At 36.7% G+C, this 13,192-nt stretch carries 14 protein-coding genes and 2 tRNA genes; 15 read left to right on the top strand and 1 reads right to left on the bottom strand.

Annotated features, from left to right (window positions below):
• The first annotated feature begins 38 nt into the window (after nt 1-38).
• The 13 genes from HMPREF3177_RS02805 (at nt 39) to HMPREF3177_RS02745 (ending at nt 11,059) form a co-directional block, all read left to right on the top strand.
• On the top strand, nt 39-1,508 hold the full coding sequence (locus HMPREF3177_RS02805) for a DEAD/DEAH box helicase (protein ID WP_070457013.1): 1,470 nt from the start codon (nt 39-41) through the stop codon (nt 1,506-1,508).
• An 80-nt stretch (nt 1,509-1,588) separates the two neighbouring features.
• Entirely contained in the window at nt 1,589-2,056 is a 468-nt protein-coding gene (locus HMPREF3177_RS02800; RefSeq protein WP_070457011.1) for a PH domain-containing protein, read from the top strand.
• The gene (locus tag HMPREF3177_RS02795; protein WP_070457008.1) at nt 2,049-3,578 is read left to right on the top strand and encodes a PH domain-containing protein; all 1,530 of its coding nucleotides are present in this window, start codon (nt 2,049-2,051) and stop codon (nt 3,576-3,578) included. The genes HMPREF3177_RS02800 and HMPREF3177_RS02795 overlap by 8 nt, the downstream gene beginning before the upstream one ends.
• A complete protein-coding gene (locus HMPREF3177_RS02790) occupies nt 3,562-4,071 on the top strand; it encodes a PH domain-containing protein (RefSeq protein WP_070457006.1) in 510 nt (169 codons plus the stop codon). Before HMPREF3177_RS02795 ends, HMPREF3177_RS02790 begins: the two co-directional genes overlap by 17 nt.
• Nucleotides 4,055-4,408 (top strand): holo-ACP synthase, encoded by a 354-nt coding sequence (acpS, locus tag HMPREF3177_RS02785; protein WP_306452471.1) that lies wholly within the window; start codon nt 4,055-4,057, stop codon nt 4,406-4,408. Before HMPREF3177_RS02790 ends, acpS begins: the two co-directional genes overlap by 17 nt.
• A 13-nt stretch (nt 4,409-4,421) precedes the next feature.
• Complete coding sequence (gene alr, locus HMPREF3177_RS02780) at nt 4,422-5,564, top strand: alanine racemase (protein ID WP_070457005.1); 1,143 nt, start codon at nt 4,422-4,424, stop codon at nt 5,562-5,564.
• 68 nt (nt 5,565-5,632) lie between these two features.
• Entirely contained in the window at nt 5,633-5,818 is a 186-nt protein-coding gene (locus HMPREF3177_RS08620; protein ID WP_070457002.1) for a hypothetical protein, read from the top strand.
• Entirely contained in the window at nt 5,819-6,202 is a 384-nt protein-coding gene (locus tag HMPREF3177_RS02770; protein WP_068128513.1) for a type II toxin-antitoxin system PemK/MazF family toxin, read from the top strand.
• A gap of 36 nt (nt 6,203-6,238) precedes the next feature.
• A complete protein-coding gene (locus HMPREF3177_RS02765) occupies nt 6,239-7,252 on the top strand; it encodes a SpoIIE family protein phosphatase (RefSeq protein ID WP_083286838.1) in 1,014 nt (337 codons plus the stop codon).
• A 70-nt stretch (nt 7,253-7,322) separates the two neighbouring features.
• Nucleotides 7,323-7,655 (top strand): STAS domain-containing protein, encoded by a 333-nt coding sequence (locus HMPREF3177_RS02760; RefSeq protein ID WP_070456999.1) that lies wholly within the window; start codon nt 7,323-7,325, stop codon nt 7,653-7,655.
• A complete protein-coding gene (gene rsbW, locus HMPREF3177_RS02755; RefSeq protein ID WP_040928274.1) occupies nt 7,648-8,115 on the top strand; it encodes an anti-sigma B factor RsbW in 468 nt (155 codons plus the stop codon). The genes HMPREF3177_RS02760 and rsbW overlap by 8 nt, the downstream gene beginning before the upstream one ends.
• Nucleotides 8,096-8,878, top strand: coding sequence for an RNA polymerase sigma factor SigB (sigB, locus tag HMPREF3177_RS02750; protein ID WP_040928273.1), 783 nt, complete (start codon nt 8,096-8,098; stop codon nt 8,876-8,878). Before rsbW ends, sigB begins: the two co-directional genes overlap by 20 nt.
• A gap of 42 nt (nt 8,879-8,920) precedes the next feature.
• Nucleotides 8,921-11,059 carry a Tex family protein gene (locus HMPREF3177_RS02745; RefSeq protein ID WP_070456997.1) on the top strand — a complete coding sequence of 713 codons (2,139 nt, stop codon included), beginning with the start codon at nt 8,921-8,923 and terminating at the stop codon, nt 11,057-11,059.
• 44 nt (nt 11,060-11,103) lie between these two features.
• Here HMPREF3177_RS02745 and HMPREF3177_RS02740 read toward each other — a convergent pair whose 3' ends face one another.
• On the bottom strand, nt 11,104-12,639 hold the full coding sequence (locus tag HMPREF3177_RS02740) for a catalase (RefSeq protein WP_068128505.1): 1,536 nt from the start codon (nt 12,637-12,639) through the stop codon (nt 11,104-11,106).
• 235 nt (nt 12,640-12,874) lie between these two features.
• On the opposite strand from HMPREF3177_RS02740, the gene HMPREF3177_RS02735 reads away from it, so the two are divergent.
• Nucleotides 12,875-12,959, top strand: a tRNA-Leu gene (locus HMPREF3177_RS02735).
• A 156-nt stretch (nt 12,960-13,115) separates the two neighbouring features.
• Nucleotides 13,116-13,189: transfer RNA gene (locus HMPREF3177_RS02730), tRNA-Gly, on the top strand.
• The last annotated feature ends 3 nt before the right edge of the window (nt 13,190-13,192 follow it).

Raw genomic sequence — 13,192 nt, 5'->3', positions numbered from 1 at the left:
TATGAGATAATAGTTAAGAGTCAAAGGAGACTATACATTTGAAATTTTTTGAAGCACTAGGTGTAAGTGATGAAACAATACTTGCACTTGAAGAAATGGGGTTTGAAACTCCAACTCCGATTCAAGAGGAGAGTATTCCTTTCGCATTAGAAGGAAGAGACATATTAGGACAAGCACAAACAGGTACAGGAAAAACAGGAGCGTTTGGTATTCCACTCGTTGAAACAATCCAGCGTGGACAAGGAACGCAAGCGTTAATTTTAGCGCCGACAAGAGAACTTGCGATGCAAGTGAGCGAGCAACTTAAACATTTTTCTAAATATAAAAAGTTAAAAGTATCTGTTATTTTCGGAGGCGTATCAATCGAACGCCAAATTTCAGAGGTAAAAAGACACCCTGAAATTATCGTCGGGACTCCAGGACGAGTCATCGACCATATTAAACGTCGTACGTTAAAACTAAAACACATCACTAAATTCGTATTAGACGAAGCGGATGAAATGATGAACATGGGCTTTATCGACGATGTTAAGTTTATAATGGACCGTCTGCCTGAGGGGAATCGTCAAACGTTACTATTCAGTGCAACGATGCCAAAAGCAATTCAAGAACTCGTCACACGTTTCATGGATGAACCGAAAATCGTAAAAACGATGAACCAAAATCAATCAGATCCACAAATTGAAGAGTATTATACGATTGTGAAAGAGTTAGAAAAACTAGACGTATTCGTCGATTTTTTAGACGTTCATCGCCCGAAACTTGCGATCGTATTCGGTCGTACGAAACGTCGTGTAGACGAACTGACGAGTGCATTAATTGCTAAAGGATATTTAGCAGAAGGCCTTCACGGAGATATTACTCAGTCAAAACGACTCGAAGTATTAAAGAAGTTTAAAAATGACGCACTACAAATTTTAGTTGCAACAGACGTTGCTGCACGTGGGCTCGACATTACAGGTGTTACACACGTGTATAATTTTGATATTCCTCAAGACGCTGAAAGTTACACGCACCGTATCGGCCGTACAGGACGTGCTGGTGAAAGTGGTGTCGCGTTAACATTTGTTAACCCAATCGAAATGGGTTACTTACGTCTAATTGAGGAGACGAAAGGTAAACCGATTCGTCCGCTACGTCCACCATTTAAAGAAGAAGTAAAAGCGGCGCAAGCAGAAGTCATGATCGATAAAGTAAGAAAATACGAAGGAAAAGAAATCGACGAAGAAGTATACGAATTATCGAGAAAATTAGTCGAAACGTTCGATCCTTTAGATATTATTACTGCTTTTGTGAGCGAATATGTCAACGAAAAAGAAGACGATGCGATTCAATTATCATTTGAAAAGCCTCTACCAAGACGTGCAACAGCAAAACAGTCTGGTGGAAAACGTCGAGACTATAATCGCGGTAAAAAAGGTGATAGAAACAACCGTCGTAAACCTCAAAAACGCGACAACCGTGACAGATCGAATCATAAGAAGACATTTAAACAATTTATGAAGTAGTTTAGAGCGCCGTCTGGCGCTTTTTTTAATTTATATTAAAAAATAACTCATGTATAATAGATTAAAAAAGGAGTGTGCGCATGGAATCTGTCGATAAAAATCTACGTCCGTATATGCAACTTAGAGCAGTGCTCGATGGATTAGTTATCTTTTTACTTCCGACGATATATATCTTCGTGTCTTATATATTAGATTTTTATTTTAAATTATCAGTGATTATCTATGCCGTATTAATTGTACTCTATATCGTATTTCGTGTTTTATTACGTCCGATTTTATATACGAGAATTACAAAAATCGGTGTATATGACGATTATTTAATCGTTAAAAAAGGTTTTTTCTTTATAGAAACGGCATTGTATCCGATTGAACGTGTACAAATCGTTGAATTAGAAAAAGGATTTATTGCAAGACGATTTAATCTCGCGAAAATAAAATTAACAAACGCTGCATATACCGTTCGTTTACCAGAAATTGAAACGGTTCGGGCCGAGCAACTAAAAGATACGATTATCACGCGTTTAAAAGAGGTGGATAGTGATGTCTAACGTTCATAAATTACATCCTGTATCTTATCTTTTAACTATAATCGATGTATTTAAAAGATATTGGTACGTATTCGTACTTACTATATACAACCTCGGAACGAGTAAATTACAAGAAGGTGCACTAACAGATAACGCTTTTGGAATCATCTTAATGATCATCAGTATATTTTTAATTTTTACCGGTATCATTGAAAAGTGGACAGTACGTTACTGGTTTGAAGCAGACAAGATCATTTATAAATCTGGGCTGTTCGTTAAGAATGAACGTGAGTTAAGTATCGATCGTATTCAAAGTATCGATATTACTCAGCCAATACTCGCCCGACTATTTAACGTTGCAGTTGTAAACATTAAAAGTCCAGCTGAAAGTATTTCCCTACCTGGTGTGAAATACGATATGGCAGAGTCGATTCGAACGTATGTGTATCAGCAAAAAGAAGATAAAGACTCTACTCAAGTACATGAGGAAATCGACAATGAATCATATGAAACTAACAAGAGTACAGATTTTAAATTAAATGAAGCAGAAGTCGTCTACGAAATTTCGCCAAAAGAAATGCTATTGCTTATCGCAACGAGTGGAGGACTAGGAATGTTTTTAACAGCTGTCGCTGGGGGACTCGGGTACTTCGGATTTGATACGATTATTGTAAATGCGATTGAATCTCTCCAAGCACACGCAAGTACGTTATTTGTTCCGATTCTGATTGCGATAGGAATTGTCATTTTATTTATTGGAATAATTATCGGTGGCATCATCATATTTGTCAGATATTACGGTTACCAAATTAAAAAGCATAACGATGACTTTATTATTCAGTACGGTTTACTCGAAAGAAAAACAATTACGATTAATAAGAAACGCATTCAAAATATTTCTGTAAGAGAAGACGGATTATTTGAGCGTCTGTTTAAAATTCATGCGTTATATGTCGGAATTACGAGCAATGACTTTTCTGATGAAGACGTTGGAGACGTTGTGCTGACACCTGTTATGAGACAAAGAGAGAGTTATAAGTTTTTAAATGAACATTTTAGTGAGTATAATATCGAACGACCTGAACCGAGTGTTCCAATTAGGGCATATAGGAGATATTTCCAAGTGTCGCTCTTGGTCCCTTTTATGGTCATTTCAATCACGAGTGGTATTCTTTATTACTATGATCAAATGATTGCATTATATATCGCACTTCTAGTCGGTGTATTTATAATAGTTTTAACTGTTATCAGCGGCATATATTCAGCTAAAAATAGCGGTGTTCGTATTGAAAATGGAGATTTAAATATGTTAACGACATCTTCATTTAAACGCAGTCACTATATTTTTAAACGCAGTAAAATTATCGACTGCGCGATTCGCCAAACGATATTTACAGAGCATGCAAACCTCGGAACTATTGAAGTGAAAACAGCGTCTGGTCTTATACCTACAACGGTTGACGTAAAACATTTAGAGTATAAAGAAGCAAATGAAATATTCGACTATGTAAGAAAGGGAGTTCAGAATGGAGAAAGTATCTAGAAAAGCGATTAACTACTGGAGAATTCAAGCTGTATTCGGACTTTCAATCGCACTCGTCGTTATTATAATTTGTGGTGTTCTAGCATATTTCTTTGACTTTCTACACATTCCAGCGATGATTGTCGGAGGAATTGCAGGACTTTTTCTTTTATATGAACTGATCTATAGAATGTGGGTTTACCCAAGTTTATTTTATAAGTATTTTGAATTTAAATTTACAGATGAAGTACTCATCGTTAACGATGGTATATTTAACCGTAAGCACACGGTAATTCCACTTTTTAGAATCCAAAATGTAGACGTGACAGAAGGTACAATCATGAGTAAATTCGGCTTAAAAGGAATTAGTATATCGACAGCGGGTGGTGGCACGTATATCCCTGAATTAGAAAAGGAGCGTGCCGATGAAATTCGTACGATGATTCGAAGTATCGTAAAAGATAACCGAAAAAGAGAAATAGCAATTCTTAAAGAGGATGAAGTACATGATTAATGGTCTCGGCACAGATATTATCGAAATTGAACGTATTCAATCAGTTAATAAAGACGACCGTTTGGCACGTCGTATTTTAAGTGATGAAGAACTCGCAAAGTATATGTCAATTAAAAATACCGAGAGAAAGCTTGAGTATTTAGCCGGGCGCTTTGCAGGGAAAGAAGCATACGCAAAGGCACTTGGAACAGGAATTGGCGCTTTAAACTTTAAACATATTGAGATTTTAAACGACGATGACGGAAAACCGTATATAGTAAATACAAATTCACTGATTTCAATATCCCACTCTAAACAATACGCGACAGCGACTGTCATTATAATGAGTGATAATTAAGGAGAGTATAATTATGGAAGATAGATTTTATCGAGATGCATACGTTGAAGTCGATTTAGACCGAATATACCGTAACTATTTAGAAGTTCAGCGACTACACGAAGATAAGACATTTATTGCTGTTGTGAAATCTAATGCATACGGACATGGCGCCGTAAGAGTAAGTCAATTTTTAGAAGAAAATGGGGTAGACTTTTTTGCGGTTGGAACACTCGATGAAGCGATTGAACTAAGAATGCACGGTATAAAATCTAAAATACTCATTCTTGGAATCATCAATCCAGAACATATAAATAAAGCAATCCAGCATCGCATCGCACTTACAGCTCCAAATTTAGAGTGGCTTGAAGCGGCATTAAAACATAATACCGGTGAATATGACAAAAACGTATGGATTCATATTAAAGTGAATAGCCATATGAATCGCTACGGTACAGATGATGTTGAAGAAATTAAAGAGATGATTGAAAAAATAGAAGCATCCGATCACTTCGTATACGAAGGTATTTTTTCTCATCTTGCACTTGCTGCATCGACGTCGTACGGTGCGCAAAAAGAAATTGACAAATTTAAAACAATTGTTGAATCAGTAAAACGCCCACAATTTGTGCACGTATTAAATTCAGCGGGTTCATTACTGTTTGACGGTGAATTTACAAATGCAGTTCGAGTAGGGATTTCATTATATGGCTATTACCCAAGTTTAATGGTCAAAGAGAAATCGCAAATTCCACTTAATCCTGCGTTACGACTTATTACACAAGTTGTCGATACGCACGAATTAAAGAAAAACGATTTTGTCGGTTACGATGAGACGTTTATCGTCGATAGCGATACTAAAATCGCGACGATACCGATAGGTTACGGCGACGGCTTATTAAGAAAACATACAGGATATACTGTAAAAGTGAACGGCAACAATCATCCGTTTGTCGGACGTATTTGTATGGACGCTGCGATGATTGAAGTCGATGCTAAAGTTGGCGATGAAGTCATCGTTATTGATAACCATTACGATAGCCCACAATCACTTGAGCGCTTTAGTGAACATGTTGGTACAATACCATATGAATCGACAAACTTATTCTCAAGACGACTGCCACGTGTTTACAAACAGTCTGAACAATACGATGTTTCTAACGAAATCTTAAAATAATTCAGAGAATGTTACTTATTATGTTAAAATATAACTAATCGCATAGAGAATATAGGGAGAGGATTATAGTGAGTTCATGTATGTTAGACAAATCAATTAAAGAGTCTATGAAAGATGGATATTTAGAGATGTCTGAACTTAACTTAATAATCGCTAGAGAAGGTTTTCATCTTGAATGTGAGGTAGAACGTATCTACTCCCAAAAACTTCAAAATGAACAAAATAAAAACAATAACAAAAAAGATGGTGAGTAGATGAAACGTGGAGAAGTATACCTAGCTGATCTTTCTCCAGTTCAAGGCTCTGAACAGGGCGGTAAACGCCCTGTTGTTATTATTCAAAATGATACGGGGAACAAGTTTTCACCGACGTTAATCGTCGCTGCGATTACTGGAAAAATTGATAAAGCAAAAATACCGACACACGTCGAAGTGAACGCTGAAAAGTATAAGTTTAAGACTAACTCGGTAATACTGCTAGAGCAAATTCGAACGATAGATAAGACTAGGTTACAAGAAAAACTTACATATTTAGATGATGAGAAAATGAAAGAAGTGGACAAGGCGATTCAAATCAGCCTTGGACTAGACGATGATTCAAACAAAAAGCAAAAGAAAAAACATCGTAAATCGAAGTAAGCATTACATACATATTAATGAATAGGAGGAGCACGATTGACCTACATTGATAAACTTGCAAAAGAATACGAAACGATACTACAACTATTCATTTATGAGAATGCAGTGGATGAAGCAATCGCACGATGCCAAACGTTCAGTCAAAATGTTATTGAAATAGACACTTCTCCTGAAGAAATTGTATCTTTACATATTCAAATGCTCAATCATTTACATATTAACGACGGTGAAGAAATAAAAAAGTCGTTAGAAATTCTTGAGGAAGTCATGATATCATTCGGATTTACGTACCGTGATTATCGAGCGATGCTCGATCAAATTAATCATCATGACCAAGAATTAGAAGTCGCTGCAAGTGTTCAGCGTACGATGTTAAAGTCAGAAATTCCAATTATCGATAACTCACAACTCGGTGCAATTAGTGTTGCTGCAGGAAAAGTAAACGGAGACTACTTTAACATATTAAAACAATATGACGATAAAGTAGGTATCGCAGTTGCAGACGTCATCGGTTCAGGTATCCCTGCATCTATTGCGATGGCGATGTTAAAGTTCTCTTTAGAACTCTCACATTTAACGTATAGCCCTCACCGTGTGTTAGAGAAAATTAATGACTTAGTAGAAAAAAACATCAATAAAAATATGTTTATTACGATGTTTTATGCCGTTTATGATTATAAAAACTTTGAACTTACATACGCTAGTGCTGGTCACGAGCCCGCATTAATATATCGATATGAAGACGACATCTTTGAAACACTCGATACGAGAGATCTTGTCCTCGGTGTGATGCAAGGCGTTTCCTATAAAGAAAGTACAGTTTCACTTAATGATAAAGATATGATTTTCATTTACACTGATGGGGTTTCAGAATTAAGAAAGCACGACGGTACTTTTATAGATATGGAAGACGTTAAAAATATGATTCGCGATAATCGCGACGAACATCCGCAAGATATCGTCCGAAATCTATATCAGCAACTCACTCGTATGCAAGATCAGACTCGAAAAGATGATTTAACGTGTATTTTAATTAAGACGCTACATTAACGTTTATTAAAAAATCAATACGGGTATTGTATTACTATATATTTGTCTGAAATGGAGTAGGATTACTGTTATGAATATTAAGATTGAAGTCAAAGAGGCACAAGAAGTATTTTATGTGAAAGTTGGAGGAGAACTCGACATTTATACAGTGCCGGAATTAAAGAAAGTATTTAACCCGATCGTCTCAGAAGGCTCTCATAACTTACACGTCGATTTAAGTGACCTTACATATATGGATTCAACAGGACTTGGTCTTTTTGTTGGAACACTCAAAGATTTAAATCAGTATAATAATGAGTTAAGAATTTCAGGTGCAAACGATCGTGTTATGAAACTATTTGAAATAACAGGACTAAGCGACTTGATTCAAATCACGCAATCGGGAGCGAATGTAGATGAGTAAAAATTATGAATATATAGAAATGAAAATACCTGCAAAACCAAAATACGTAGGGCTCGTTCGCCTAACGTTATCTGGTATTTTAAATAGTGCTGGCGCGACATACGAAGAAATTGAAGATACGAAGATTGCTGTTAGCGAAGCGGTAACGAACGCAGTGAAACATGCATATTCTGATAGTGATAATGAAATTACAATCGGATTTGCGGTATCAGCGGGTCGTGTTGAAATTATCGTTCAAGATTCTGGAAAAAGTTTTGACTATGAAACGGTAAAAAAAGAACTTGGACCGTACAAAGAGTCTGATTCCGTAAGCTTTTTAAGAGAAGGAGGACTTGGGCTTTTCCTAATTGAGACACTAATGGATGATGTGAACGTTAGACGTACACAAGGTGTGACAATTAGTATGGTGAAGTACATTGGTGAAGGTCAGGTGCAAAAAGATGGAGCAATCACAAACTAGAAAAGAACTTTCACGTGATGAAATTAATCGCTTAATTACTGAATATCAAGAAACTGGAAGCGATGAAGCACAAACGCGTTTAGTTTATCACTATGAAAAACTCATCGAGTCACTCGCATATCGATATTCAAAAGGGCAATCACATCACGAAGACCTTGTACAAGTCGGTATGATTGGATTGCTCGGTGCAATTAAACGATTCGATTTATCTTTTGAGCGTAAATTTGAAGCATTTCTAGTACCGACAGTTCTCGGTGAAATCAAACGTTATTTAAGAGATAAAACGTGGAGTGTTCATGTCCCGAGGCGTATTAAAGAGCTTGGTCCAAAAATCAAACGTTCTACAGATGAGTTAACGAATGAGCTAGAGCGATCACCATCTGTTAAAGAAATCGCAGAATATATCGGTGCAACAGAAGAAGAAGTACTCGAAGCGATGGAGATGGGACAAAGCTACAATGCGTTAAGTGTGGATCACTCGATTGACGCAGATAACGAAGGTTCATCTGTGACGTTACTCGACGTAATGGGTGAGGAAGATGATAATTATGCTCAAACCGAGGAACGTTTACTTATAGAAAAGTTATTACCGATTTTATCTGAAAGAGAACAACAGATTATACGATATACATTTTTAGAATCTTTAAGTCAAAAAGAGACTGGAGAAAAAATCGGTTTAAGCCAAATGCATGTATCAAGATTACAACGTGCAGCACTTAAAAAGTTGAGAGATTCTGTTAAAAATACAGATATAGATATTTAAGCCTAATCATAATGATTAGGTTTTATTGTTTAGGAGGACATTATGAACGAAATATTAGTTAAAGAGTTATCGAGTAAATTAAAAATTAAATCAGAGTATGTATTAAACGTACTCAATATGTTAGAAGAAAATGCGACGGTGCCTTTTATCGCACGTTATAGAAAAGAACAAACGGGCGGACTTGATGAAGTTTCAATTAAGCAAATTTCTGATGAGTATAACTATCTAGAAGAATTAGAAAAAAGAAAAGAAGATGTCATTCGCTTAATCGACGAACAAGGGCTACTTACTGAAGATTTAAAAAATCAAATATTACGTCAAACATCTCAAGCACGTGTTGAAGATTTATATCGTCCGTTTAGACAGAAGAAGAAAACACGCGCAACAGAAGCAAAGCGTAAAGGATTAGAGCCGCTCGCTGAAATGATTTATAAACAAGATGTTGACGCTAAAGATATTTATAAAGAGGCAGAACAATATATTAACGAAGAAATCAAAACTATAGAAGACGCAGTTGCAGGTGCAAAAGATATAATTGCAGAAATAATTTCGGATAACCCACAACACCGTATGTACATATTAAGCGTCATTCAAAATCACTCAGAAATTACATCGACTGAGAAAAAGGAACACGATGACAAAACGCAAATTTTTGAAATGTATTATGACTATAGTGAACGCGTAAAAACAATACCATCGCACCGTATACTTGCAATGAATCGTGGAGAGAAAGAAGATGTGTTACGCATCGGTTTCCAACATGATGACGATAAAATTACGAGTTATTTATACCGTCAAGAATTAAAAGAAAAAAGTAAAACAAAGCAATTGATAGAAGAAACGATCGACGATAGTTTAAAACGTTTAATTTTACCAAGTTTAGAACGAGAAATACGTAATGAGTTAACGAAAAAAGGGGAAACGCATGCGGTAAATATTTTCGAAGAAAACCTAAAGAGTTTACTTCTACAACCACCACTTAAAAATCATACGATTTTAGGTGTCGACCCAGCGTTTCGAACAGGGTGTAAGCTCGCAGTTATCGATTCAAACGGTAAGTTCTTAGAGAAGAATGTTATTTATCCTCACAGCTCTAAAAACACGGATAAAAGCGAAGCGATTTTTAAAGAGATAATTGAAGAAAATAAAGTCACATTAATTGCGATTGGTAACGGAACAGCATCGAGAGAGACTGAAGAATTCGTTGCAAACTTTTTAAAGAAATATAAAATAGAAGTGCCGTTTATTATCGTAAATGAAGCGGGTGCTTCTGTGTATTCAGCGTCGGACGTAGCACGTGAAGAATTCCCAGATTTTGAAGTAGAAGAGAGAAGTGCGGTATCGATTGCCCGTCGTATTCAAGATCCACTTGCTGAACTCGTAAAAATTGACCCGAAATCATTAGGAATCGGACAGTATCAACACGATATTAACCAAAAATTCTTAAATGAGTCATTAGATTTTGTCGTTGAAACAGCAGTAAACCAAGTGGGTGTAGATGTAAACACTGCGTCTTACAAATTACTAGAACACGTTTCAGGATTAAATAAAACAATTTCAAAAAACATTGTAGAGTATAGAGAGACTGAAGGGATTACAAAACGATCAGACCTTAAAAAAGTAAAAAGACTAGGACCGAAAACATTTGAGCAAGCTGTCGGATTTTTAAGAATTGTCGGTGGAGAAGAGCCACTCGACCAAACGCCAATTCACCCGGAGCAATATAAAAACACATATGCATTACTAAAATCGGTTGGTGCATCGATAGATGAGCTCGGTGAAGAGAGTATTAAGGAAAAGTTAAATACACTCGATAAACGTAAATATAGTGAAGAAAATGATATCGGACTTCCGACATTAAACGATATTATCGATAGTTTAATTGCGCCTTTAAGAGACATCCGAGATAAGTACGATACACCGATTTTAAAAAGCGACGTGTTAGAACTTTCGGATTTAAAAGAAGGTATGAAGCTATCTGGAACAGTAAGGAACGTTACAGACTTCGGAGCATTCGTTGATATCGGAGTCGGTCAAGATGGTCTTGTCCATATTTCACAACTAGCCAATCGATATGTAAAACACCCGCTCGACGTTGTGAGTAGTGGAGATATCGTTGAAGTCTCTGTTTTATCAGTAGATGAAAAGAAAAATAGAATATCATTAACGATGAAAAAGTAATTAAAAAAGAGTGAAGCATTTGCTTCACTCTTTAGTTATTTATATTAGTCTTTTTTTACTTGTACTGGTTTACCTTCGAATGGGTGATCTCCATTTACTAGGTCAACATCGTTGATGTCGATGCCGAGTGCCTCTGCGACACCTTTACCGTACTCTTCGTCTGCTTGGTAACAGTTGAAGATGTGACGTTTTTTAATGTGCTCTTCAACGCCTGCCATTTCAATTGCAGTGTTTTTGAAGATCGTTTGTTTACCTTCTTCAGATTGAAGACGGAATAATTTACCTGGTTGCTCGTAGTAGTTATCGTCGTCTTCACGGAAGTCGTACTCATATACTTGACCGAGCTCTAAGTTTAATTCAGGTTGTTTTGCATCTTTTTGTGAATTGTGTGCACCGTAACTATTTGGATAATAGTTGATATGTGAGCCTAAGTTGCCGTCAACTCTCATCGCACCGTCACGGCTGAATGGACATACGTTTGTCGCACCTTTTGGTGAGTTTACTGGAATTTGGTGGTGGTTTACACCTAAGCGGTAACGCTGAGTATCTCCATATGAGAATAAACGACCTTGTAACATTTTGTCTGGTGAGAATCCAAGACCAGGAACGATGTTAGTTGGTGCAAACGCTGCTTGTTCTACTTCTGCGAAGTAGTTCTCAGGGTTTTTATTTAACTCAAACTCACCAACTTCGATTAATGGGAATTCACCTTTATACCATACTTTTGTTAAATCGAACGGGTTATGGTAATGATTTCTTGCTTCTTCTTCAGTCATTACTTGGATGAACATTTTCCATTTAGGGAAGTCTCCATCTTCAATCGCGTTGTATAGGTCACGTTGTGAAGATTCACGGTCTTTACCGACAACATCTACTGCTTCTTCAGCAGTGTAGTTACGAATACCTTGTTGTGTTCTAAAGTGGAATTTCACCCATACACGTTCGTTATCTTCGTTAATCATCGCGTAAGTGTGTGAACCGAATCCATGCATATGACGGAAGTCTGACGGGATACCACGGTCAGTCATAAGAATTGTTACTTGGTGTAACGCTTCAGGTAATGACGTCCAGAAATCCCACTGAGAATTCGGGTTATTCACGTTTGTACGTGGATCACGTTTAACAACGTGGTTTAAGCTTGGGAATAACTTAGGATCACGGAAGAAGAATACAGGTGTGTTGTTACCAACTAAGTCCCAGTTACCTTCTTCAGTGTAGAACTTAAGTGCAAATCCACGAATATCACGTTCAGCGTCAGCTGCACCGCGTTCACCAGCTACAGTTGAGAAACGAGCGAACATTTCTGTTTTCTTACCAACTTCTGAGAAAATCTTTGCTTTCGTATATTTAGTAATATCATTTGTTACTGTGAATGTACCGTAAGCACCAGATCCTTTAGCGTGCATACGACGCTCTGGAATTACTTCGCGGTCGAAGTGTGCCATCATATCTAAGAAATAAGGATCTTGCATAACGATTGGACCACGTGGGCCAACAGTCATTGTGTTCTCACGGTCACCTACAGGGTTACCGAATAGAGTCGTTAACTTTTGTTCTTCAGGGTTATAGTGTTTTGACATAATTAACCTCCAAAATTAAATTAGAATAATTCTAAATAAAGTATAGCACATTAAATTTTGACTTGCAAATTCGACAGAATAATAATTCCCTCATTATATAGAAGTAAAACATACATTATTTAAAAGAAGATATTTAGTATGGATGTTGATAAAAATAAAAAGTATTGAGAAATCTAAATAATCGTATTGACAGAGAAATGTAAAGAGAATATAATAGATATCGTTATCTTAATAAGCGGTTGTGGCGGAATCGGCAGACGCGCTAGGTTGAGGGCCTAGTGGGAGTTTATCCCGTGGAGGTTCAAGTCCTCTCAGCCGCATATACATTTTTGTTTGCATTAAGTTAAACGATTGTGTATAATAATTAGGCGTCAACTTAACAACTAGTTGCGCAGATAAAATAAAATAAAAAACTTTAACTTTTCTATTGACTTAGTTTTTCAACTCTGTATAATAGTAAGAGTTGAAACGAAAACGCGGGTGTAGTTTAGTGGTAAAACCTCAGACTTCCAATCTGATGTCGGGAGTTCGATTCTCCTCACCCGCTCCATTA

The organism is Nosocomiicoccus sp. HMSC09A07 (genome assembly GCF_001808485.1).
Lineage (GTDB): Bacteria > Bacillota > Bacilli > Staphylococcales > Salinicoccaceae > Nosocomiicoccus > Nosocomiicoccus ampullae_A.
This window is presented reverse-complemented; position numbering and strand designations above follow the sequence as displayed.